We start from the raw sequence: 23,989 nt of genomic DNA, 5'->3' as shown, positions 1-23,989 counted from the left end.
GTTGTGTCTCGCTCCGGGCCACGGGCCCCGGAGGGCCCCCATCTTCGTCAAACCGTTCTCTTCCGGGACGGATCGCCTCAGAGGCGGACGGTGATCTTCGCCGTCGCCTCCCTCAGGGAGGCGACGATCTTTTCCTCTTCGCCGTCGAAGCTGGAGGCCAGACCCGCCAGACCGAGCTGGGCGACGAAAAGACCTCGCCTGTCGAAAAGGGGGACGCTGATGTCGCCCGCATGGGCCATCCATTCCTCGCGGCTGTAGGCGTAGCCCCGGCGCCGGATCGATTCGAGGGCCTCCTGGAGGTTCTCGACGTCCAGTCCCTCGGGGAGGCCTCCCTCGAAGATCCGCTTCCGAAGGGCGGGGGAGGCGAAGGCCAGGAGGACCTTCCCTGTGGCCCCGGCATAGACGGGGACGGCCATCCCCCTGTGGGCGACGAACTTGAGGGCCATCGCGGGATCGACGGCGTGGATGCACCGCCCTTCGAGGCCTTCCAGGACGGAGAGAATGGCCGTCTTGTCCGTCTCGGCCACGAGACGTTCCATCTCGGGAGAGGCGATGCGGATCAGCTCGTCGTAGAAGAGGCTGCGGCTGTTGAGGAGAAAAAAGCCGACGGAGGGCCGGAACTGCTCCGTTCCCTCCTCTCGGTGGACCCATTCCCGCTCCTCGAGGGAGGCAAGAAGGCGGTGGAGGGTGCTGCGGGGGACGGCGATGCGCGATTCGATCTCGCGGAGGGTCATCGTCTCCTCGGCCGAACAGAGCAGTTCCATGATTTTGACGATCCGCCCCACGGCGTCGAGTTTTTCGGCCATCGCTTCCTCCAAAAATGGGACAAGTTGTCCCGTAAATGCTCTCATGCAGAACGATACCGAAAAGACAGGACACTGTCAACGGGAAATTCCTCGCCCTCTCCCCTTTGGCCTATAATGTCCACGGAGGACGATGGCCCATGACGTTGAACGTTCAGCTTCTCGGTCCGCCCCGCTTTTCCCTCGATGGCGTCGATCTGGTCTTCCCCTTCCGCAAGGTCGAGGGACTGGCCTGCTATCTCTTCGTGGAGCGTCAGGCCTCGAGAGAGACCTTGATGGACCTTCTCTGGAGCGACAAGGAGGGGGAAGCGGCCTCGCGGAACCTGCGCAACGCCCTCTACGAGCTGCGCAAGGTCCTGCCTCAGGGGTTGATTCGGAACAGAGGGCAGAGGGTCGTCGCCGGCGACGAGGGGTTTTGTCTCGATCTTTCGGCCCTCGATGTCTTCCCCTCCTCCTCTCCGACGGTCTCTTCCCTCCGTCCTTTCATGGAGGGCTTTTCCCTCCCGGCCTGTCCTCCCTTCGAGGAGTGGCTCCGCCAGAGCCGTTCTCTTTTCGAGCTCCGCCGCCGCAGGGCCATGAGAGACTACGGCCGACTCTGCCTCGACAGGGGGACTCCCGATCGGGCCCTTTCCTGCCTGGAGTCCCTCTTCGCCTCCGATGTCGACGAGGAGGCGGGCTGTCTTCTGATGGAGGCCTATTCCCGAACGGGGCGGAGATGCGAGATGATCCGCACCTACCGCCTTCTGACGGAACGGCTGGCCTCGGAGCTGGATCTGGGGCCCTCGGAGGAGACGATCGCCCTCTACGGGTATCTCCTCCTCCGAGAAGGGGGCTGTGACGGGGGGGGAGGGATCTGCCTCCGGAGGGGGGAGGTTTTTTCGGTCGCCAGGTCGAGCTGGAGTCGGTGAGAGCCTGCACGGAACCGCCTTTCGACCGCTGCCGCGCCATCTTCGTCTCCGGAGAGGCCGGCGTCGGCAAAAGCCTCTTCGTCTCGCGGGCCCTGGGCCAGGCTCCCCCGGGAACGCTCGTCGTGACCTGCGGCGCCGCCCGGGGGGAGGAGCGCCATCCGCTTCTCCCCTGGAACGATCTGCTCGAGGGCGTGGCCGCCCGGATCGATCTCGACGGCCTCGACTTTCCCCCGGCCCACCGTTCCCTGCTGGCCGAGAGTTTTCCCGCACTGGCCGCGACAGCCACCTCCTGCCACCCCGCCGGGCCCTTCCGTCTCGGCGCCGCCATGGCCCGCCTCTTCGACCTTCTCGCCCGCTTTTGTCCCGTCGCCATCGTTTTCGAGGACCTGCAGTGGTTCGACGGCGACTCTCTCGACCTTCTCGAGAGCTTCCTGGCCCATCGGCGGGCTCCCCTTCTCCTTTTCGTCACGACCCGCCACAGTCGGAGCTGCCGGGGACGGGACCTTTTCCGCAGCGCCGCCCGAGTCGGACGCTGTGAGCTGAAGGAGATCGCCCTGGCCCCCTTTTCCCGAGGCGAGACGGAATCCTTCTGCCGCCTCTGTCTTCCCGGAAGGGATCTGGCCGGCGCCGATTTCGACCGCCTCTACGGCCAGACCGACGGCCTGCCCCTTTTTCTGTCGGGGGTGATCCGCCTTTTGGCGGCGGGCCGCTCTCTCGACGAGGCTCCCTCCAGCCTCGCCGAGACCTACGAGAGGCTTCTGGCCGATTTCTCCGACGAGGACCGTTTCCTTTTGGAGCGGCTCTCCGTCTTTTCGACGCGCGCCGAGTGGGGGCTTCTCCGCCGCTTTTCGGGGCTTTCCGAGGCGGTTCTGACGGAGCGCGTCGAAAGGCTCAGAACGGGGGCGATCCTGGCCGAGCGCCTCGACGAGGGGGAGAGGCTTCACATCGAGTTCAGCCACGTCGCCGTCAGAGACCACATCTACCGTTCCCTCTCCGAGGCGCGACGACGCCTCCTCCACGGAGAGCTGGCCCACCTCCTGATGGAGGAGCTGGGAGAGAGGCGCTGGAACGATCTCCTCTGTTCCCGCATCATCGGCCACTGCCGCCGGGCGGCCCTGGCGACGGAGGAGCTCGACTATTCCATCCGCCGACTGAAACTCCACATTCATCTCAACTACGAATTGTTTCCCCTCCTCAGCGACGATGTCCTCCGAGGGGCCTCGGCGCCTCTGGAGGGGAGAAAGGACACCCGGGAGCAGCTGGCGGGCCTGGAAGAACTTCTGCGCCGCCTCCGCCGCGAGGGTACGCCCTCGGCGCGGCTGGAGCGTCTCGAGGCCTCTTTCCGCGCCCTCAGCGGCGGCTATCGTCTCTGGTGGGGCGACTACGTCCAGGGGAAACTGCTCGTCGCGAAGGCCCTCGAAGAGGCGCGGCGGCGGCGGGACGGGACGTTGGAGCTCGAGGCCCTCCAGCATCTCTGCTACTACGCCATCCAGACGGAAGAGCCCTCCCTTCTGGAGCGCCATAGTCGAAGTCTCCTCGAATCGGCGGGGAAGGCCCGCCTCGAGGCCCTCCGGGGCGTGGCTCTGCGTTTTCTGGGGATGGCCCGTCTCTTCCGGGGAGAGTATGACGGAGCCGAAAGGGCTCTGGAGGCCTCCATCGATCGTTTCCGCGCCGTCGAGGCCCTCGACGAGCCTTACACCCTCCAGACGGCGGCGGCCCGAAACTATCTGGCCGACAGCGCCCATCGCAGGGGGCGGCTCGACGAGGCTCTGGATCTCTATGGGGCCTGCGTCGGCCAGTGCCGTGACGAGGGGCTTTTCCGCGGTCTCTGTCTCTTCCACAGCAACGCGGCTCACGTGGCCTTCGACCTCGGCGACGATGAGGCCTTTCTGCGTCATCTGGAAGCGGCCCGGTCCCTGCAGGAGGAGAGCGAGGCCTGGCGGGGGAACGGGATCCTCTTCAGCCTCCTTGCCTGGGATGCCGCCAGGGAGGGGGAGGAAGAAAGGGCCCTGACGGCCCTCCGACGGGGTGACGCCCTCGTCGAAGCCCTGGGGAAACGGTTCTGGCTGGCCCTGCAGCTCGAGGTCAAAGGGCGCATCAAGGCCGGAGTCCGAAGGGGAGGCCTTCTCGACGAGGCCCTCACCGAGACTCCCGAGACCTATCGCCGAGGCGCCCTTTCTCTTTATCGGGCCATGGCGGTCCGCCACAAGGCGAAGGCCGTCACCGAAGCGGCGGGGATGCGAGGGGGTTTCTGACCGCCTCGTTTCTCCGTCGTGACGGAAGGTGTGGATGGCAGGTGCCTTTCCGTTCCCGCCGAGGGGCGGGAACGGATCGTCTGATGAACGAGGAGGTTTCATAAGAAAATGGAACGCATTCGGATCAAGCAAGTGGACACCTTTTCCGACGTCCCTTTCGGCGGCAATCCGGCCGGCGTCGTCACCGATGCCGATGGCCTGGACGGGAAGACGATGGGGCTTATCGCCCGGGAAATGAATCTGAGCGAGACGGCCTTCGTCTTTCCCTCCGATCGGGCCGATTTCAAAATCCGCTTTTTCACTCCCCACAGAGAGGTCGATCTCTGCGGCCACGCGACGATTGCCGCCTTCTTCGCCCTCCACGAGGAGGGACGTCTCGACCCTTCCCGTTCCGTCTTCACTCAGGAGACGAAGGCCGGCGTCCTGGAGGTGGAGCGCTCCTTCCGCGCGGATCGGCCCGTCTTCACCATGACCCAGGCCAGCCCCCGCTTCGAGGAGGTCGAGGCGACAGGCGGTGACGCGGCCCGTCTTCTTGGCGTCGACGCCAAGGATCTTCTCGATGCGATGCCCCTCAAGATCTCGACGGGAATCTGGTGGTTCGTCGTGGGCCTGAAACGTCTCGAAGGGCTGCAGAACCTCGTCCCCGATCAGGCGGCCATCAGGCGCTTCAGCGCCCGCCACGGCGTGGCCGGTCTCCTGCCCTTCTGCCTCGAGACCCTGTCGCCCGATGCCTCCTTTCACATGAGGGCCTTCACTCCCGAAGGGGGCATCGACGAAGATCCCGTCTGCGGAACGGGCAATGGCTGCATCGGCGCCTTTATCGCCCATCACCGTCTTCTGGGTGGAGAGGAGATGGAGATGAGAAGCGAGGCTGGCTTCGAGGTCGGAAGACCGGGCCAGGTTTTCGTCACCGTCTGCCGCGAAGGTTCCCTTCCCTCGCGGGTTCGCGTCGGAGGATCGGCCGTCACCGTTCTCGAGGGAACGATGAACCTTCCGGGAGGCGAGAGAGCGTGAGAACGATGGGGCTCATCGGCGGCCTGAGCTGGGAGTCGAGCCGCGACTATTACCGCATCGTCAACGAAGAGGTGAATTCCCGTCTGGGGGGACTCCATTCCGCACCATGCGTCCTGTCCTCCCTCGATTTCGATCCCCTGGCCCGTGCCATGGCCGCCGGAGAGTGGGAGATCTGCCGCCGCCTCGTCGTCGACTCGGCCTGTCGCCTCCAGAGGGCCGGAGCCGACTTCCTCCTCATCTGCTCCAACACGATGCACGCCTTTGCCGGAGACGTCGAGGCCCGGACGGGGCTGCCCCTCCTTCATATCGTCGACGCCATCGGACGCCCGGCCGGCGAGAGGGGCTTCCGGACGGTGGGGCTTCTTGGGACGAGGGCTCTCATGGAGGCCGATCATTACCGTCGCCGCATGGAAGAGAACTGGGGGCTCTCCGTCCTGGTCCCCGACGCCGAAGAAAGGGAGACCGTCAACGAGGTCATCTTCGGTGAGCTCTGTCGCGGCAGGGTCCTCGACGCCTCGCGCCAGGTTTTCCTGAAGATCATGGAGAACCTGGCCGCCAGGGGAGCCGAGGCCGTCGTCCTGGGCTGCACGGAAATTCCCATGCTGGTCGGGGCCGGTGATACGGAGCTGCCCCTTTTCGATTCCCTCCGTCTCCACGCCCTGGCCGCCGTCGACCTTTCTCTGGCCGAAGAGGGCTGACCGCCATCGACGGCCCTATCCGGTCGGGCCCCTTTCCCCTGAGACGGGAAAGGGACCTTCCTTTGGAATTTCCCCCGCCGTCGAGGGCGATTCCCTTCCTCCGGCGAGCGGCAAGCTCCGATGCGTGGTATCATGGCTTCCAACCGCAATTCAGGAAGGTGAAGCTATGCACTGGAAAAAGAGAATGCCTCGGGCCGTCAGGGAGATGGAGTTCGCCGAGTACGGGAGCGCCAGGGAAGATCGTCCCGTGGCCGTCGACTGTGCCCTGGGGACGAATCCCCTCGGCTCGCCCCGATGTGTCGCCGAGACGGCGGCGGAGCGGGTGGTGGGGGATCTCTGCGCCTACCCAGGCGACGACCTTCCCCTGAGGCGGGCCCTCTCCGACGCGTGGAGAGGGGCCTTCTCTCCCGAAGAGGTGGTTCTCGGCACGGGATCGATCGGCCTTCTCGTCGGTCTGGCCAGGACTTTCTGCGCGCCCGGAGCCCAGGTCCTGGGCGTTCTTCCCCAGTTTCCCGACGGGCCCATGCACTTCCAGCTTTCGGGTGCCTCCTACAGGGCCATCCCCCTCTCTCCTCCCGACTACCGGCTCGACCTGGATGCGATGAAGGCGGCCATGACGGGAGAGGAGTCGCTCCTCTACCTCGACCGGCCTCACAACCCCACGGGGCAGGCCGTCCCCCTGGCGGAGGTCGAAGGCCTGGCACGGGCCTGCGACGAAAGGGGGACGCTCCTCATCGTCGACGAGGCCTACGGCGATTTCCTCCCTCCCGACGAGTCGGCCCTTAATCTCTCCCGTCCCTCCCTCGTCGTCCTCCGATCCTTCTCCAAGGGAAGGGGGCTGGCAGGCATCAGAGCGGGCTATGCCGTCATCCGCGACGGGGAGGCCCGCCGTTTCATGAAAAAGACGACGCCCCCCTTCTCCGTCAACTCCATCGCCCTGTCCCTCGCCTCGCGGGCCCTCGGCGACGAGGCCTTCCTCCTCCGGTCCAGGGCGGCCGTGGCGGCCGTCAAGAGACGAATCGTGGAGGCCGTCGAGGCGACTCCCCATTTCTCCGTCGCCGTCACCCACGATCAGGTTCCCATTCTCCTCCTCTCGTCGCGCATCGAGGGGGACGATCTCTACGATCGTCTCATGAGGCAGGGCATCAGGACCGAGGCGGGCACCTGTTTCGAGGGACTGGGCGCCGAAAGCGTGAGGCTCCGCGTGCCCGCGCCGGAAGAGCTCGACGCTTTTCTCGAACGCTGGAGTGCCGCTGCGAAAAGTTGACAAGGACACCGGGGTGGTATAGACTCCCCGGAAAGTCACCTTCCGTGAGGCGGGACTTTCCCGCCGATGCGACGGAGGGGGGTGGCGTTCTTTCTGCATCGAACCTGTCAGAGGGGCCTTTTGCGCCCCATTTGTAAGGGAACCGACCGAAAGGGGGCCCTTTCCGTGAGTCTCTCAGCCGTGACGATCGACAGCTTTATTTATGCAGGTCTTCACCGTCACGTCTCGGGGGCGCCCTCCTAGCGCGGTCGGTTCTTACCGTTCCGCTCGAACGTCCAGGAGAGAGGAGGCCCCCGGTTCAAGGGGCCTCCTCTTTTGAATGAGTTGAATGAGTCGCGGAAAGGAGGATCCGAGGAGGGCTTTTAAAAGGAACTCGAGGCCCTGAAGAGCGCAGGGGAGATCTTAACTGAAATCGAAAGGTGTGAGCCAAGATGAGCGCAGCGTCAGAGAGCAAGCAGGGCTTCTTCGGCAAAATGATGGCCTCTTCGGCCTACAAAAAGTACTTCCTTCCCGGTCTGATTTCACAGTCCGTCGTCGTCGCCGGGGGATACGGGACGGGGCGGGAGCTTGTCGAGTATTTCGTCAACTACGGCAGCCTCGGCGGCGTTCTGGGCATGGCTTTGGTCACGACGGTTCTCTGGTCCCTCGTCTTCGCCGTCAGCTACGAGTTTGCCCGGACCTTCAAGGTCTACGACTACCGCAGCTTCTTCAAGGAACTCCTCGGTCCCGGCTGGGTGCTCTACGAGGCCTGTTACATCGTCCTTCTCCTCATCGTCCTCGGCGTCGTCGGGGCCACTTCGGGGAGCATCTTCATGCAGTCCTTCGGCCTTCCGCCCCTTGTCGGCGCGGCCCTCTTTCTCGGCGGCGTGGCCACCCTGACCTTCTTCGGAAGCTACGTCATCGAAGTGGCCATGTCCTGGTGGTCCTACCTCCTCTACGCCGTCTTCCTCGTCTTCCTTCTCGTCGGTCTCTCCCAGGTGGGGGGCCAGATCGGCGCCAATCTCTTCTCGGGCGAGATCAAAGAGGGGTGGGCCCTGGGCGGCTTCAAGTACGCCTTCTACAACATGGGCACCTTCCCGGCCATCCTCTTCGCCCTGAACTACATCGAAAACAGAAAGGAAGCCGTTCTCTCGGGGATCATGACGTCGGTCATCACGATCCTTCCCGGCTTCTTCCTCTACCTCGTCATCATGGGTTTCTACCCCGCCATTCTCGAGACGGAGCTTCCCACCTACGCCATACTGGAGAAGATCGCTCCCTGGCTTCTGCCCGTCTACATGGTCGTTCTCTTCGGAACCATGATCGAGACGGGAGCCGGATTCATCCACGCCGTCAACGAGCGGATCAACGCCTGGCTCGTCGATCGGAAAGGTACGGGACTCACCAGGGCCAACAGAGGGCTGCTGGGCGGGCTCATGGCCCTCGTCGGCCTGGGAATCGCCTCCTTCGGCCTCATCGGCCTCATCGCCAAGGGGTACGGAACGATCAGCTGGGGCTTTTTCATCCTCCACGGAGTGGCCCTGTTCACGATAGGCATCTACAAGATCGGCAGGAAAAAGGTCGACGCCCGCTGACGTCGACCGGAAATCGGAGGCAGCGCCATGGACTGGAAAGCTCTTGCGGCGTATACGGACAAGCCGATCGCCCGAAGCGGCGAGATCATCGAGAGAGAGGAGAGGGTCCTGCCCAAAGCGGTGGCCATCAAGTATTTTCCCATGGCCATCGAGCGGGGCCGGGGTTCTCTCGTCTGGGACGCCGACGGCAACCGCTACATCGATTTCCTGACCAGCGCGGCCGTCTACAACGTGGGGCACGGCCATCCCGCCGTCGTCGAGGCCGTTCGGGAGCAGGTCGGCAAACTTCAGAATTACACCATCGTCTATTTCTACAACGATAGGCCGGTCCGCCTCGCCGAACGTCTCATCGAGACGACGCCGGGAACCTTCGCGAAGAAGGCGGCCTTCGCCTTCTCCGGTTCCGACGGCGTCGACGGGGCCATCAGAGCGGCCCGCTCCTTCACGGGACGCAGGCAGGTCCTCTGCTTCAAGAACGCCTATCACGGGATGACGACGATCTCCCTTTCCGTGACGGCCATCGTCGGTCGGGAGATCCGCGAGCGGGTCTGCCCCGATCGGAACGTGGTCTTTCTCGAATACCCCGATCCCTACAGGAATTCGTGGGGGATCGACGGCTACGGCGATCCCGAGGCCCTGACCGAGGCGGCCATGAAGGAGGTAGAGGAGGCCCTCGCCCGTCACAGAGGCGACGTGGCGGCTCTCCTCATCGAACCGGCTCAGGGCGACGGGGGGATGATCTTCCCGCCCAGGCCCTTCATGCGGCGTCTTAGAGAGGTGACGGAGCGGGAGGGGGTCGTCTTCATCGACGAAGAGGTCCAGACGGGCATGGGCCGGAGCGGCAGGTGGTGGGCCATCGAACACGACGATGTCGTCCCCGACCTGATCGTTTCGGCCAAAGCCCTCGGCGGCGGTCTCCCCATCTCGGCCATCGTCGGCAGGGCCGATATCCTCGACGATCTTCCCTCTCCGCTTCTGGCCTATACCCATACGGGCCATGCCGTCAGCTGTGCGGCGGCCGAGGCCACCCTCTCCGTCATCCGCGACGAGAAGCTGACGGAAAAGGCCGAGGAGAAGGGCAGGCGTCTGGCCGACTGGTTCCGTCGGCGCGCCGAGCGGTTTCCCTTCATCGGAGATATCCGCCAGAGGGGGCTCCTCATGGGCGTCGAGATCGTCTCCGACAGGGAGAAAAAGAGTCCCGACAAGGCCATGGCACTGAAGATCTCCTGGGCCGCCTGGGAGAGGGGCCTTCTCCTCATCACCTTCGGCAGGGACGGCAACGTCCTCCGCCTGGCCCCGCCGCTGAACATCTCGGAGGAGCTTTTCCTGGAGGCCCTCGATCGGCTCGAGGGCGCCCTCGACGACGCCTCTTCTGGCCGCGTCCCCGACGGGATCCTGACCCACCTTCAGGGGTGGTAGAGCCGATCGGTTCTCGATCTTTCCATACAGGGAAGGGCCCCGGAGAACGATCTCGGGGCCCTTCCCTGTCGGATGGGAGGCGCGGAAAGGAGGAAACGTCGAGTCTACTCCCTGATGAGGAGTACCCTCTCGCCCTTGGCGTGGCGGACGATCATCCAGCAGATGGAGAAGGCCATGACCATCATGAGGAAGAGGATGGGGAATCCCGCCACGGTGGCGATCTGCTTGGTGGCGTCGATGCCGCTGATCTCGCCGCCGCCGCTGCCGCTGATGAGGTTGATGATGGCCACCGAGGACATGACGACGCCCCAGAAGATCTTCATGGCGGCGGGAGGCTCGAGCCCTTCCTGGTGGGCCGCCGTCGTCGAGAGGGAGGCCACGGTGGAGGTCATCGAGTCGGCCATGGTGACGATGGAGACGAAGACCGTTCCCATGAAGATCCAGCTGATGGCTTTCGTCAGAGGATAGAACTTGAGGAACTCGAAGACGGACTTCTCCAGGGCCAGCTTGCCCCCCTCGTGGATGGCCTCCCAGAGCCCCTGCCCCGAGAGCTCGAGGTGGATGGCGGCGCCGCCGAAGACGGAGAACCAGAGGAAGCCGAAGAAGGCGGGCATGAAGAGGTTCATGAACATGAACTGCCGGATCGTCCGTCCCTTGACGAGGCGGGCCAGGAACATGCCGATCAGGGGGGCGTAGGCGAGCCAGATGGCCCAGTAGTAGATGGGCCACCAGCGGGGCCAGGCCGACCCGTCGACGGGGCTCAGGTAGTGGGTACGGACGAAGAAGTCGTCGAGGAAATGGCCCGTCGCCTGCGTGCCCAGGGAGAGGATGAAACGGGTGGGGCCGAAGACGAAGACGAAGACGAGAAGGGCCAGGAAAATTTTGGCGTTTTTGTCCGAAAGCCAGCGGATTCCCCGGTTGAGGCCCGTGTAGCTCGAAATGATGTAGACGGCGACGATGGCGGCCACGACGGCGACCCACATGGCCCGGCCCGCCGCGATGCCCGTCATGATCTGGATGCCGCTGGAGATCTGCATGGTGCCCACGCCGAGGACGGCCGCCACGCCTCCGGCGATGGCCAGGAGGCAGAGGCTGTCGACGACGGTGCCGACGGGACCTTCGATGTGTCTGCCGGCGAGGGGGTAGAGGGTGGAGCTGACGCGGTAGGGAAGGTTCATGTTATAGGCTCCGTAGGCGATGCCCAGGCCGCAGATGGCGTACATGGCGTAGGGGATGAAAGTCCAGTGGATGTAGGTGCTCACCATGGAGAACATGGCCGCCTCTTCCGTTTTGGCCGTGATGCCCAGCGTCTCGAAGACGCCCGAATCCATGAAGTGGTAGAGCGGTTCGGCGATGCCCCAGAAGACGATCCCCGTGGCGATGCCGGCGCAGAGGGAGATGGCGAACCAGTTCCAGGTGCTCATTTCGGGCTTGGCGTCCTTGCCGCCGAAGCGGATGTCGCCGTATCTGGAAAAACAGAAAAAAAGACAGATGAAGAGGAAGATGTTGCCCGAAATCTGGAAAAGCCAGCCGAAATCCTGGAAGGCGAAGTTGACGATGGCGTTCTCGGCGTCGTAGAAGGCCTTGGGTGCCAGGAGCCCCAGGGCGATGATGACGACGAAGGCCAACGACATGGGGAGGAAAACCCCCATGCGGACCTTGACCTGATCGGAACGGATTGCGTCGGGCGCTCTCTTCGTTTTCTGCTGCTCGTTTTCCACTGTCTGTCCCTCCTGCCTGAATAGGGTCCTTCCTTGACGGCTTTCCTCTTCACTCCTTTTGTCGGCCGACGGACCTCCTCTTCGCGCCGTCCTTGGGCGATGCTAGGCCGGAGCCGTCAAAAAAACGTCAAAAGGATGGGTTCTCATCTTTCGAGGGCCTCCCGAGCCCGCTTCAGGAGCGTCCCCTCCCGGACGAGCCTCGTCGCCGCCGTCACGTCGAGGGAGAGGTTACGGTCCCTGTCGAGGAAGGGAACGTCCTCGCGGAGGGCGGCCAGGGCCGCCGCCGTTCCTCTGCCGAGGCGGGTGGCCCTGCGGAGGTCGATGGCCTGGGCGGCGTGGATCATCTCGATGGCCAGGATCACCTCGACGGCCTCGACGATGCGCCCCGTCTTGAGCATCACGTAAGGCGTGTTGTTCCCCCTGTCCTCCATATCCTCCGAGAGGGAGCTGTAGTCGGCCGAGACGGGATTGGAGAGGTGGCGCACCTCGCTGTCGAGGGAGCAGAAGAGCTTCTGGATGGTCCCGAAGGCGTGGACCTTGCCGTCGGTGGGCGTCAGGAATCGGGCCAGGCCGGTGAAACGGGGCGAGGCCATGCGCAGCGTCCGGTGAACGGCCGTCTTGGAAAGATGGCTGAGGGCGATGCCCATCATTTCGAAGGCCAGGACCCAGCCGAGAGGTTCGAAGTTGGCGCAGGGAACGATGCGCTCCTCTTCATAGACGATGCAGGGGTTGTCGTCGGAGCTGTTGATGTGGATCTCGATCTGTTTCCGGGCGTACTCCAGGGCGTCACGGAGGGCGCCGTGGACCTGACAGGAACAGCGGATGCTCAGAGGGTCCTGGAGAGCCTCCGTCACGTCGGGGAGCCACAGATAACTCCCTTCGAGAAGGGCGCGGACGAAGTTCAGGCTCCGGAGTGGGCCGTCATAGGGGCGGAAACGGTAGGGGGCCGGGTCGAGGGGAGAGACGTTCCCCTTGAATCCCTCCATCGTCAGGGCGTAGGCCAGATCGGCCGTGTCGATGAGTCTGTCCAGGGCGTCGACGAGGAGGACGGCCAGCCCCGCCCCGAGGGCGTTGGAGCTCACAAGGGAGAGCCCGTCCTTGGGGCCCAGGGTGACGGGATCGAGCCCTCTCTCTTTCATGGCTTCGGCGGCGGCGACGCGTCGGCCCCGGAAGGAGACATCGCCCTCGCCGATCATGGCCAGGCCGATGAAGGACATGTTGGTGATGTCGGCCTCGCCCACGGAGCCCCTCAGGGGAAGGCAGGGATGGATCCCCTCGTTGAGGAAGTCGCTGTGAAGGCGGACCAGATCGGGGGCCATGCCCGTTCGTCCCGCGAGGAGGCTGTTGAGGCGGACGACGAGGACGGCACGGACCTGTTCCTCCGAGGCGAAGGGCTCGATGCCGTCGCAGTGGGCCAGAAGCATGTTGCGGTTGTATTCGCCGTAGTAGCGGGGAGAGATCTCCCGGTCCTTGTTGGCGCCCACTCCGGTGTTCATCCCGTAGACTTTCTGCGAGCCCGTCAGGGCCATCTTCTGCAGAAGGGCCCAGGAGCGCTCGACGCCCTCCATGGCCTCGGGGGCGATGGCGACCTTGCGGCCCCGGCGGGCCACGTCGATGACCTTGGCGACGGTCAGACCTCGGCCGTCAAGAACGAGGGGATCCATCTGAAAACCTCCTTATGAATGCAGGGCGGCGACGATGCGCTCCGCCGTCAGGGGCAGCTCCGTAAGCTCCGTCCCCAGGGCCCTGTTGACGGCGTTGACGACGGCCGCCGCCGTGGGGACGGTGCAGATCTCTCCGATGCTCTTGGCGCCGTAGGGGCCGCCGGGTTCGCCCTCCTCGACGAGAAGGATGTCGACGGGAGGCATGTCGGGGGCATTGACGAGAGGGTAGCGGCTGAAGGCGTCGTTCCGGGGGCGTCCCGAAGGGTCGTAGGTCAGCTCCTCGGAAAGGGCCATGCCGATTCCCATCTGGACGCCGCCGTAGATCTGCCCTCGGAGCAGGCGGGGGTTGATGGCCCGTCCCACGTCGTGCACGGCGAGAAAGTCCGTGACCCGAGTCAGACCCGTCAGGCGGTCCACCTCCACCTCGGCGAAGTGGACGCCGAAAGAGGCCGGATTGGCCTGGGGCCTGAAGGGGTGGTAGATGCCCACCTCTTCGCGGAGTCTCTGCGCCACGAGGCAGACGGCCTCTCCGTAGGGCAAAGAGCGACCGTCGTCAAAGAGGATCTTTCCGTCGTCGAGGTTCAGCTTCTCGGGCGACGTTCCCGTCGCCCGAGAAACCTGATCGAGAAGAAGGTCTCTCAGCTTTCGGGCCGCCTCGTAGGCGCAGGCGCCGCAGACGTAGGTGACGCGGCTGGCCACGCAGCCCACGTCGAAGGGGGCCGTCTGTGTGTCTCCCTCGACGACGACGATCCGCGAGGGATCGAGGGAGAGCACCTCGCCGACGATCTGGCCGACGATGGTCAGCGTCCCGTTGCCCAGTTCGTGAAGGCCGGCGTTGACGAGCGCCGTTCCGTCTTCGCAGAAGCGGATGGACATGGAAAGGAAGTCGGGAAAGGGCGAGCCGTAGTAGCCGTTGCCGTGGGTGGCACAGGCGAGCCCCACGGCCCGCCGGTAGCGGCCTTCGCCGGGATCGGCCAGGACCCGCTCGTCCCAGCGGAAACGCTCCATGCCTCGGACGAGGCAGTCCTTGATGCGGGCGTTTCCCAGGGGGGGAGCGCCGGTGGGGTCGAGATCGCCGGATTCGACGAGGTTCTTCAGACGCAGGGTCGCCGGATCGAGGCCCAGCCTGCGGGCCAGGAAATCGATGTGAATCTCGGTGATGGCGTGGATCTGGGGCGAGCCGTAGCCGCGGCAGGCGCCGCAGGGCGTCGTGTGGGTGAAGGTCGTCCGGGCCCGGAAGGTCTGGGAGGGGATGCGATAGAGGCGGAAGAGTTTCTTCCCCATGGCCATGGCGACGCGATGGCCTCCCGTCGCGTAGGCCCCGGCGTCGACGACGACGTCCGTCTCGCGGAAGAGGAAGCGCCCCTGGCCGTCGGCGACGGTGCGGACCGTTCCCGACGAGGCCGCCCGCGTCCTGGTGGCGATGATCGTTTCGCGCCGGTCCAGGTTGAGCTGGACCGGGAGGCCCGTGGCGAGGGTCATGAGGGCGCAGGCCGGCTCGATCATGACCTCCTGTTTGCCGCCGAAGGTGCCGCCCATGGGGACCTTGACGACGCGCACGCGGTTGACGGGGCGGTCGAAAAGCTCGGCGAGGACGAAGCGGACGGTGAAGATCATCTGACAGGGCGATTCGACGACGAGGACGTCGCCGTAGTCGAGGCGGCTCCTGCAGATGTGGTTTTCCATGGCGGCGTGATGGATTTTGGGCGTCCGGACCGTCGTCGTCACCTCGACGAGACCTTCGCCTCGGGGTTCCCCGTCGCCGCAGGCGAGGCGTCCCTCGATGACCTGGGGAAAGCCCTTGCGGCAGGAGCGTGCCGTCAGGGCCTCCATGAGGTCGGTGACGGCCTCGAGAGGCTCGTAATCGATGTTGACGAGGGACGCCGCCTTTCTTGCGGCCTCGTCCGTCTCGGCCAGAACGGCGCCGATCATGTCGCCTACGAAGAGAGGGTAGTCGGTGAAGACCTGCTGATCGCGGTGATCGGTCTGGTCGGGAAGAAAAAGGGCGCTGTTGTAGCGCCGTTTCGGTCCGTCGGCGGCCGTGAAAAGGCGGATGAAGCCCGGCACCTTCGCCGCCTCGGTGCCGTCGACGGAGCGGACCCGGCCGTGAGCGACGGAGGAAAGGAGGAGGCGGCCGTGGGTCGTTCCCCCGGGCGGCAGATCGGCGAGGTAGCGGAGGTGTCCCGAGACCTTCTCGACGATGTCGTTGCGCCGCACGTCGCGGCCGACGTAGCGAAGGGTCATCTTCCCGCCTCCAAAAGGAATCTCCAGAGATCGTCGCCCAGGCCCCGGACGGCGCTCCGCTTGTAGGCGAGAGAGCTCCGCGTCGGGATGGCCCGCTCGACGGCGGCCGTCAGGCCGTCGAGAAAGGCCTCCTCCGATCGGCCTCGGAGAAGGGTCTTCGCCTCGGGAACGTCGAGAGGAGCGGGGGCCAGGGCGCCAAGAACGAGACGGCGGCCCAGGGCGATGTTGAGCTTGGAGATGGTGACGGTCCGGCGGCTGCCCGTCTTGAAAAAGGCCGAAGGCCCTCCCTGAGGAGGAATCAGGAAAGAGCGGAGGAATCGGCCCGGGCCGATGAGGGTTTTCCCCGGAGCGGTGATGAGGGTTCGGACGGGAACCCTCTCTTCGTTGCCCCGACTGTCCTCGACGACGGCCAGAGCGTCGAGGGCACAGAGGGCCGACGTGCCGTCCGCGGCGGCCGAGGCGTTGGCCACGTTCCCACCCAGAGTGGCCCTGTTGCGGATCTGCGTCGATCCCATCACGGCGGCGGCCATGGCGAGGGCGCCGGCCCTCTCTCGGATGAGGGGCGAGTCCCCGATCTCGGAAAAGGTGACGGCGGCGCCGACGGAAAGAGCGTCGCCGACTTTCTCGATCTGCCGCAGCTCTTCGAGGGAGGAGATGTCGATCAGATGGGGCTCCTCCTCGGGATGTCGGTGAAGGTGGACGACGAGATCGGTCCCTCCCGCGACGAGGCGCCCCTTTCCGTCATCGGAGGCCAGCAGGGCCCTCAAGGTTCCCAGGTCGGTGGGACGGGCGCCCCTCATCGCGAACGGAGCCTCTCGGCGCCGTCGAGAACGGCCCTGACGATGGGGAGATAGCCCGTGCAGCGGCAGAGGTTTCCCTCCAGGGCGCGGCGGACTTCCTCCTCCGTGGGAGAGGGGTTGGCGTCGAGAAGGGCCTTGGCCGACAGAATCATGCCGGGCGTGCAGAAGCCGCACTGGACGGCGTCGTTATCGATGAAGGCCTGCTGGAGGGGGTGACGCTCGCCGTCGCTCAGACCCTCCAGCGTCGTCACCGACCTGCCCTCCATCTGAAAGGCGAGGACCGTGCAGGAGGTGACGGCCTTGCCGTCGACGAGGACGGTACAGGCGCCGCACTCTCCCTCCGAACACCCTTCCTTGACGCTCGTCAGCCCGAAGCGGTTCCGCAGAAGATCGACGAGACGGAGCGTGGCCTCGACGTCGGCCTCGCGGAGCCGTCCGTTGACGGTCATGGTGACTTTCACGTGCCATCCCTCCCATGCTCTTCACGAAGGGCCTCTTCGCCGGAGAGGTTCCCTTTGTGTCCTTGAAGGAACGATAGTCTCCGGCCGTCAAAAATGCGTCAAGAGGCCCCGATCCGATTCGATTCGTCGGAAGGAGGTCGTGGGCGAGGGGGAAGGGGCTTCCCCTGTCGCCGGGAACCTTCCGTCGTGGCGGCTCCCGCCCTCATCGGCGGTCGGGCTTCGGACGTCATCGGCCTGATCGGACCCTGGCGGAACGGGGACGAAAGATCCGGTGGAGCCTGGTCGGCCGCTGAATTCGGATGGTGTTGCCTTCTCGGTTTTGGTATAGTGGGCGCCAGGTGGCATCAAGATCGACAAGGCGGAATGTTCCGATTTGTTCCTGTCCGGCAGGAGATGGAGGCCCCTTGGGGAGAAAACGCTTTTCCGGGTGGCTGCGGCCTTTGGGCCGGAGAGGTTGTCGGTTGAAGTCCATAAAATGGAAGCCCTGTCAGGTCGATCCTCCCTTGTCGTTGGGACATTCTTTGGCCTTTTCTCTGCTGAAAGAAGGAGGTACCGCCATGGCCCTGCTGCGCCGCATGCGAACGTTCGCCAAAATCCTGATCCTCGTCGCCGTCTCGGCTCTTTCCGTCGCCGCCGTCGGCTACATCGGCTACGGAGCGGCGGAACACGCCGGAGAGAACCTCGTCGATCTTTACGAGAACGCTCTCGTTCCCGCCCTCATCGCCAAGGACATCTGCACCCATGTCACGGTGACGGAGCGCGAGACCTATCACCTCATGCTCACCGACGACGAGGGACGCAACAGGGCCATCCTGAAGGAGATGGACGAAAGAACCCGTCTCATCGACGAGGGATTTGCCCGTATCGGCGAGGCCGATCTCGACGACGAGGATCGCCGTCTTCTGGCCCGCGTCGGCGAGGCCCGCAAAGCCTTCGTCGACGCCCGTCAGGAAGTCATCATACTGGCCCAGGCCAACCAGAACCGGATCGCCTACGAGATCTTTCTTGAGGATGTCGCTCCGCTGAGCGAGGCCTATCAGGCCGCCCTCCTCGCCTTCGCCGAGCGCCAGGAGGCTTTCGCCGAAAGCGGGAAGGAGTCCGTTCTCGCAGCCAATGGCGTCGCCTCGAGGCGGCTTCTCATCGCCTCCCTTTCGGCCCTCTTCCTGTCCGCCCTCATCGGTTGGGCCGTCGGGCGGGGCGTCACGAGACCTCTCGCCCGCCTGGAGGCTCTCGTCGAGCGCTTCGCCGGGGGAGATCTGACGGTCTCCTTCTCCGACGAGGGGCGCGACGAGGTCGCCGACATCGCCGCCAAGCTTGAGATGATGGGGACAGCTCTGCGCGAGGTCATCGGTGCCGTCGGATCCGTCGCCGTCAGGCTCGGCCACGAGGCCGAGGAAATAGCCGCCCTCGCGGAACAATCCAACGCCGGCGTCGAGGAGGCCCGATCGGGAGCCGAGTCTCTGGAAGATGCCATGGAGAACTTGGCCGCCATCGGACAGGAGCTGAACGCCAGCGTCGAAGAGGTGGCCGCCGGGGCCGGGACGGCGGCCGCGCGAAGCGGCGACGTCTCGCAGCAGGTCGAAGGGGCCCGCCGGGCCGGAGAGGCCGGAATGGCCGTCGTCAAGACGACGGTGGCCGACGTGGCCGGCCAGATCGAACGGGTCGAGGACTCGGCCAGAGCCACGGTGGAGTTGGCCGCCAAGGCGGCTCAGATCCAGAAGATCGTCGGGACCATCTCGGGCATCGCCGACCAGACGAACCTGCTGGCCCTCAACGCCGCCATCGAGGCGGCCCGGGCGGGCGAGCACGGCCGGGGCTTCGCCGTCGTCGCCGAAGAGGTGCGCAAGCTGGCCGAGGAGTCCAACGGGGCGGCGCGCAACATCGCCGACCTGGCCGGATCGATCGCCTCCGATCTGGTCGCCGTGAAGGAAGGAGCGGGGCGCAATCAGGAGGGGGCCCGCAACGTCGATCGCCTCGTGCGCGACGTCGCCGAGAAGATCACCCTCATCCTGGGGGCGCTGGAGAAGATTGCCGCGTCGACGCAGGACGTGGCCGCCGTCAGCGAGGAGCAGGCCGCCTCCAGCGAGGAGATCGCCTCGGCCGTTCAGGACATGGCGGGCAAGGTCGGTGACTCCAATGCCATGGCTCACAGAGTGGGCAGCCAGGTCGGCGAGGTGTCTCAGGCCGCCGAACGTATGGCCCATGGAGCGGAGGGGCTGGCCCAGGTGAGCGAGGAACTGAAAGAGAGAATGGCCTTCTTCCGAATCGGAGGCACCGAAGGCGGTCTCGTTCCTGCCAGGGAGAGCCGATAAAATCGCCGAATCGAGGGAGGAGGTAAGGGACGACTCTCTGCAAGGGCCGTCCCTTTTCGTGGCAGGAAGAATCTCTCCCGACGGCGAGCTCTTCCGGTGCGGAGTCGGAGTCCATCGCGGAAGGGAGGAAAGCCCCGCTGCCCTTTTCTCTCGGAGCGCGGTCACATCGGCGGCGTTCGCCCCGAAGGGGGCGGCGGGGCGGGGCGTTCTCGTCGCCTTCGAGAAGGCGACGAGAACAGGTGAAAACCCTGCGGACCGAGAAATCCGCCTCGTCTGCGACCCAAACAATCGCCATTGGCGGGATGGTTTTTGTCTTTTTTTTTTGACTGCCGATCATGGCGCGTGGGATAATAAACCGACGGTGCCGATAAAAATCGGGCCATGGAGGTGCTTCAATGGGAAGTGTCATTAAAGGATTGGATATGGATTACGAAGAGTTGCGCCTTGTTTTCGAGGAACGACTCGGAGAGCCCCGTTTTCGCGTGGATCAGGTCGGGGCCTGGGTCTACCGCAGGCGCATCTTCGATGTTTCGCAAATGACCGATCTCTCGATTCCCCTGAGGGAGCGGTTGGCTCTGGAAATTGACTTTACGCCTCCCCGTCTCTCCCGGGATGTGACTTCCGAGAGGGACGGAACGAAAAAATTCCTCTGGCGCCTCGACGACGGGGAGACGGTCGAATCGGTCCTCCTCGTTCACGATAACCGCCAGACGGCCTGCCTTTCGACACAGGTCGGCTGTCCTCTGAGCTGCACGTTCTGCGCCACGGGGCAGGGCGGATTCGTACGCGATCTGTCGGCAGGAGAGATCGTGGGCCAGCTCCTGGCCATGGAGGCCCACCTCGGACGGGATATCGCCAACGTCGTCTTTATGGGCATGGGAGAGCCGCTCCTCAATGTCGATGCCCTTCTCAAGGCCATCGCCATCCTCAATCATACGAAGCTGCGCGCCATGAGCATCCGCCGCTTCACCGTCTCGACGGCCGGCATCGTTCCGGCCATAAGGCGTCTCGCCCAGGAGGCGCCTGGGGTGGGGCTCTCCGTCTCCCTCCACGCCCCCACCGACGGACTCCGGAGTCGTCTCATGCCCGTCGACAAGCGTTATCCTCTGGGGGCTCTCATGGCCGCCCTCAGCGATTACCAGGAGCGGACGGGCAACCGCATCTCCTTCGAGTATCTCCTCATGGCCGATGTCAACGACAGTCTCTCCCATGCCCGCGACCTGGCTGCCCTCCTTTCGGGCATGAAGGCCTACGTGAACCTCATCCCCTTCAACGCCGTCGAAGGGGCCGATTTCAAGCGTTCTTCCCGGGCGCGCGTTCAGGGTTTCAAGGAGGAACTCCAGTCTCTCGGCGTCGAGGTCGAGACGCGGGCCGAGAAAGGCTCCGATATCGATGCCGCCTGCGGCCAGCTCAGGCGCCGTGAAGCCGGAGAGACCTATCAGGGGCGCCCCGCCTCCGACCGGCCCCGCTCCGACGGTCCCCGCCGCGACGATCGGCCCCGCTCCGACGGTCCCCGCCGCGACGACCGGCCCCGCTCCGACGCTCCCCGCCGCGACGACCGGCCCCGCTCCGACGCTCCCCGTCGCGACGACCGGCCCCGCTATGACGGCCCCCGTCGCGACGACCGGCCCCGCTATGACGGCCCCCGTCGCGACGACCGGCCCCGCTATGACGGCCCCCGTCGCGACGACCGGCCCCGCTCCGACGCTCCCCGTCGCGACGATCGGCCCCGCTATGACGGCCCCCGTCGCGACGACCGGCCCCGCTCCGACGCTCCCCGCCGCGACGACCGGCCCCGCTCCGACGCTCCCCGCCGCGACGACCGGCCCCGCTCCGACGCTCCCCGCCGCGACGACCGGCCCCGCTCCGACGCTCCCCGCCGCGACGACCGGCCCCGCTCCGACGGCCCCCGTCGCGACGACCGGCCCCGCTCCGACGCTCCCCGTCGCGACGATCGGCCCCGCTATGACGGCCCCCGTCGCGACGACCGGCCCCGCTCCGACGCTCCCCGTCGCGACGATCGGCCCCGCTATGACGGCCCCCGTCGCGACGACCGGCCCCGCTCCGACGGCCCCCGTCGCGACGACCGGCCCCGCTATGACGGCCCCCGTCGCGACGACCGGCCCCGCTCCGACGCTCCCCGCCGCGACGACCGGCCCCGCTCCGACGCTCCCCGTCGCGACGACCGGCCCCGCTCCGACGCTCCCCGCCGCGACGACCGGCCCCGCTCCGACGGCCCCCGTCGCGACGACCGGCCCCGCTCCGACGCTCCCCGTCGCGACGACCGGCCCCGCTCCGACGCTCCCCGCCGCGACGACCGGCCCCGCTCCGACGGCTCCCGTCCTGAACGAGCCTTCGCCTTTTCCCGTTTCGCCGATAAAAAGGGGAGAGGAAGGCCGCGAGGTGGCTCGAAGCCACCGGTGAAGTAGCCGCCGATTTTTCAGTTCCCCGGGAGGAAATGGGATGACCCCGACGATCGTTGGACGCCGCTTCGTTCCGCTGTTGCTGCTCCTTTCCCTCCTCCCGGTGCCGCTGGCCGCTCCTCCCGGTGCCGAGCCCCTCTCCCTCGATCTCTTTCTCGAGAGAGTGCTGCAGGGAAACGAGGAACTGGAAACATCCCGGCACGATCTGGAGGCTCGCCGCGAGACGGCGACCCTCTCCGTGGTCCATCAGCGTTCTTCTCTCGCCCTCAAGGGGGCGGGGTGGCTGCTCTCCGAGGGAGATCGGGAGGGCTATGGTTATGTGCAGCTGGCCCTGACCCAGCCTTTCGACCTTTCCGGCCGGCACTCCCTCGAGGAACGGCATGCCCTGCTCACCTATGCCGTCGCCGTCGCCGGTCACAAAGAGACGGTCAACGACCTCCTCGGCAATGCCGAGGAGGTTTACTGGTCCGCCCTCATGGCCCGCCGTCGAGTGAAGCTCCAGGAGGCGCTCCTCGACGAGAGGCGTGAGACGTTGCGCGTCGTGGAGGAACGTTTCCGCCAGGGTCTGGTTCCCCGCCTCGACGTGGTCCGGGCCTCGACAAGGCTGAAGGAGCAGGAGAGCCTTCTCGTCCGGGCTCGGGCAGACGAGAGAGACGAGCTCTCCCGCCTGTCGACTTTCGTCGGAGGCGGCGATGTCGAGCCCGACGAGGGCGCGTTTCTCCTCCCGTCCTTCCTTGAGGCCGATCGCGAACGGGCTCGGCGGCAGAGACCGGCTCTGGTCCGCCTCGAGGGAGAGGCGGAACTTTGCCGTGTCGAGCGGGCTCTGGCCGCCAGGGGTATGGCTCCGGTCCTCGACGGTTCCGTGGGCCTATACGGCTCTGGCCGATCCCGAAGGGGCGACGCTTCCCGATCGGGGAGAGGTGGTCTTCCGCCTCGACCTGACCCTGCCGTTGAGCGACGGAGGACGGGCCCGCGCCGAGAGGGCCAGGGCCGAGGCCTCTCTGGCGCGTGCCCGTAGCGCCCTGAGTGCCGAGGAGAGAGCTCTCGAAGAGGAGCTGGACCTGGCCCGGAACCGCTGGGAGCGGGCGGCGGCTCTGGAGCGTTCGGCCCGGAAGCAGGTTGTCCAGGCGGATGAGGAGTTCCGTGTGACGCTCCTCATGTACGAGGAAGGCTACGGCTCCCAGCTTGACGTCATGGAGGCTCAGACGGAACAGCAACGGGCTCGAACGGAAGAGCTCGAAGCCGTCAGGGGGATGTGTCTGGCCCTCGTCGATATGCGGCGGGCCATGGGAGTCTACGGGGTGGAGGAGGTCTTCCCGTGAAGCGTGCGACGGAACGGCGCCTGCAAAAGGGGTTCTGGAGCCTTCTCTTCCTGGCTGTGGCTTGCCTCGTGACCTATCGCGTCGTCGTCCCTCACGACAGGGAGGCCCCTGCCCGGAGTGCGGCCGCGCTGCGGGCGGAGAAGGGCCTTCCCGTCAGGACCTGGTCCGTCGAGGCCCTTCCCTGGCGGCGATGGAAGAGTGCCTACGGCAAGGTCCGGGCGGCGACGGTTCAGGAGATCTCCTCCTTTCTCCGCGAGGTGATCGTTCATGTCCCTGTCGACGTGGGCGAGGAGGTCCGTCCGGGAGAAATCCTCGTCGAGCTTTCCCGACAGACGCAGTCGGCCGCTCTCAAGGCCCGTCTCGCCGAAATCGGCGAGGCCGAAAGGGATTATCGGCGCAGAAAGGCCCTTGTCGAGGCGGGAGGCATGGCCGGCAAGGAGCTGGACACGGCCTCCGTTCTTCTTGAAACGCTTCGCTCCTCCTTGGCCGAAGTCCGCTCCACCCTGGAACGGACCCGTGTCAGGGCTCAGCGGCGGGCCGTCGTGGTCATGCGCGACGCCGAGGTGGGCGAGGTGGCCGAAGGCGGGCGGATTCTCCTCCGCCTGGCCGACCTGGAGTCACTCGAAGTGGAGGCCCTGATCGCCCCCGGCGATCTTTTCGCCGTCGGGTCCGGCACGAGGGCCGAGATCATCGTCGACGGCCCTACCGTCGAGGGGAGCGTGAAGCGCGTCGATCCCGAAGCGGATGAGGCCACGGGTCTCTATCGGGCCGTCGTCTCCCTCGAAGGAGAGCGCTTTCTCCGGCCCGGCACCTACGTGGAGGTGCGCTTTCTCGTCGACGACCGGCCCGACGTCGTCGCCGTTCCCTACGAGGCGATCCGCCGCGAGTCGGGCCGAACCTACCTCTTCGTCGTCTCCGGCGACCGGGCCTTCCGGCGCGATTTCCAGGCCGGATCGGCCCAGGAGGGGCTCGTCGAGATCCCCGCAGGATTGGATGTGGGAGAGGCCGTCGTCGTCGAGGGGATGGACGGCCTCTATGACGGCGCCCGGGTCTGGCTCGACGGCGACAACGAAAAGCCCGAGAGCGACCGGGAGTAGGGGGATC

Annotated in this window: 18 protein-coding genes; 12 read left to right on the top strand and 6 right to left on the bottom strand. The window is 65.8% G+C overall.

Annotated features, from left to right (window positions below; translation table 11 throughout):
* Positions 1-77: 77 nt before the first annotated feature.
* Positions 78-806, bottom strand: coding sequence for an IclR family transcriptional regulator (locus KAR29_RS05380; protein ID WP_274374593.1), 729 nt, complete (start codon positions 804-806; stop codon positions 78-80).
* A gap of 137 nt (positions 807-943) precedes the next feature.
* Here KAR29_RS05380 and KAR29_RS05375 point away from each other — a divergent pair, with 137 nt between their 5' ends.
* The 7 genes from KAR29_RS05375 to KAR29_RS05345 all read left to right on the top strand — a co-directional run bounded on the left by KAR29_RS05375 (position 944) and on the right by KAR29_RS05345 (position 9,938).
* Positions 944-1,711, top strand: a complete 768-nt coding sequence (locus KAR29_RS05375) for an AfsR/SARP family transcriptional regulator (RefSeq protein ID WP_274374592.1) — start codon at positions 944-946, stop codon at positions 1,709-1,711.
* Positions 1,708-3,966: an AAA family ATPase gene (locus tag KAR29_RS05370; protein ID WP_274374591.1), complete on the top strand. Its 2,259-nt coding sequence runs from the start codon at positions 1,708-1,710 to the stop codon at positions 3,964-3,966. Before KAR29_RS05375 ends, KAR29_RS05370 begins: the two co-directional genes overlap by 4 nt.
* A 108-nt stretch (positions 3,967-4,074) precedes the next feature.
* Positions 4,075-4,980: a PhzF family phenazine biosynthesis protein gene (locus KAR29_RS05365; protein ID WP_274374590.1), complete on the top strand. Its 906-nt coding sequence runs from the start codon at positions 4,075-4,077 to the stop codon at positions 4,978-4,980.
* Positions 4,981-4,985: 5 nt separating this feature from the next.
* Positions 4,986-5,678 carry an aspartate/glutamate racemase family protein gene (locus KAR29_RS05360; RefSeq protein ID WP_274374918.1) on the top strand — a complete coding sequence of 231 codons (693 nt, stop codon included), beginning with the start codon at positions 4,986-4,988 and terminating at the stop codon, positions 5,676-5,678.
* Positions 5,679-5,844: 166 nt separating this feature from the next.
* Positions 5,845-6,945: a pyridoxal phosphate-dependent aminotransferase gene (locus KAR29_RS05355; RefSeq protein WP_274374589.1), complete on the top strand. Its 1,101-nt coding sequence runs from the start codon at positions 5,845-5,847 to the stop codon at positions 6,943-6,945.
* 431 nt (positions 6,946-7,376) lie between these two features.
* The gene (locus tag KAR29_RS05350) at positions 7,377-8,519 is read left to right on the top strand and encodes a YkvI family membrane protein (RefSeq protein WP_274374588.1); all 1,143 of its coding nucleotides are present in this window, start codon (positions 7,377-7,379) and stop codon (positions 8,517-8,519) included.
* A 27-nt stretch (positions 8,520-8,546) separates the two neighbouring features.
* Positions 8,547-9,938, top strand: a complete 1,392-nt coding sequence (locus tag KAR29_RS05345; protein WP_274374587.1) for an aspartate aminotransferase family protein — start codon at positions 8,547-8,549, stop codon at positions 9,936-9,938.
* Positions 9,939-10,042: 104 nt separating this feature from the next.
* On the opposite strand, the gene KAR29_RS05340 is transcribed toward KAR29_RS05345, so the two are convergent.
* The 5 genes from KAR29_RS05340 to KAR29_RS05320 form a co-directional block, all read right to left on the bottom strand.
* Complete coding sequence (locus tag KAR29_RS05340; RefSeq protein WP_274374586.1) at positions 10,043-11,659, bottom strand: BCCT family transporter; 1,617 nt, start codon at positions 11,657-11,659, stop codon at positions 10,043-10,045.
* A gap of 143 nt (positions 11,660-11,802) precedes the next feature.
* Positions 11,803-13,323 (bottom strand): HAL/PAL/TAL family ammonia-lyase, encoded by a 1,521-nt coding sequence (locus KAR29_RS05335; RefSeq protein WP_274374585.1) that lies wholly within the window; start codon positions 13,321-13,323, stop codon positions 11,803-11,805.
* A gap of 12 nt (positions 13,324-13,335) precedes the next feature.
* On the bottom strand, positions 13,336-15,567 hold the full coding sequence (locus KAR29_RS05330; protein WP_274374584.1) for a xanthine dehydrogenase family protein molybdopterin-binding subunit: 2,232 nt from the start codon (positions 15,565-15,567) through the stop codon (positions 13,336-13,338).
* Positions 15,564-16,367, bottom strand: a complete 804-nt coding sequence (locus KAR29_RS05325) for an FAD binding domain-containing protein (protein WP_274374583.1) — start codon at positions 16,365-16,367, stop codon at positions 15,564-15,566. Before KAR29_RS05325 ends, KAR29_RS05330 begins: the two co-directional genes overlap by 4 nt.
* Complete coding sequence (locus tag KAR29_RS05320) at positions 16,364-16,828, bottom strand: (2Fe-2S)-binding protein (protein WP_274374582.1); 465 nt, start codon at positions 16,826-16,828, stop codon at positions 16,364-16,366. The genes KAR29_RS05325 and KAR29_RS05320 overlap by 4 nt, the downstream gene beginning before the upstream one ends.
* Before the next feature lie 557 nt (positions 16,829-17,385).
* Between KAR29_RS05320 and KAR29_RS05315 the strand changes: the two genes are divergently transcribed.
* The 5 genes from KAR29_RS05315 (at position 17,386) to KAR29_RS05295 (ending at position 23,982) form a co-directional block, all read left to right on the top strand.
* Positions 17,386-19,140, top strand: a complete 1,755-nt coding sequence (locus tag KAR29_RS05315; protein ID WP_274374581.1) for a methyl-accepting chemotaxis protein — start codon at positions 17,386-17,388, stop codon at positions 19,138-19,140.
* Between the two features lie 395 nt (positions 19,141-19,535).
* The gene (gene rlmN, locus KAR29_RS05310; RefSeq protein WP_274374580.1) at positions 19,536-21,569 is read left to right on the top strand and encodes a 23S rRNA (adenine(2503)-C(2))-methyltransferase RlmN; all 2,034 of its coding nucleotides are present in this window, start codon (positions 19,536-19,538) and stop codon (positions 21,567-21,569) included.
* Between the two features lie 34 nt (positions 21,570-21,603).
* Positions 21,604-22,581 carry a TolC family protein gene (locus tag KAR29_RS05305; RefSeq protein ID WP_274374579.1) on the top strand — a complete coding sequence of 326 codons (978 nt, stop codon included), beginning with the start codon at positions 21,604-21,606 and terminating at the stop codon, positions 22,579-22,581.
* Positions 22,514-22,885: a TolC family protein gene (locus KAR29_RS05300; RefSeq protein WP_274374578.1), complete on the top strand. Its 372-nt coding sequence runs from the start codon at positions 22,514-22,516 to the stop codon at positions 22,883-22,885. Before KAR29_RS05305 ends, KAR29_RS05300 begins: the two co-directional genes overlap by 68 nt.
* Positions 22,882-23,982, top strand: a complete 1,101-nt coding sequence (locus tag KAR29_RS05295) for an efflux RND transporter periplasmic adaptor subunit (RefSeq protein WP_274374577.1) — start codon at positions 22,882-22,884, stop codon at positions 23,980-23,982. Before KAR29_RS05300 ends, KAR29_RS05295 begins: the two co-directional genes overlap by 4 nt.
* Positions 23,983-23,989: the final 7 nt, after the last annotated feature.

Source organism: Aminithiophilus ramosus (assembly GCF_018069705.1).
Classification (GTDB): Bacteria; Synergistota; Synergistia; order Synergistales; family Aminithiophilaceae; genus Aminithiophilus; species Aminithiophilus ramosus.
Note: the sequence above shows the minus strand (reverse complement) of the source record. Positions and strands in the feature narration are given on the sequence as shown.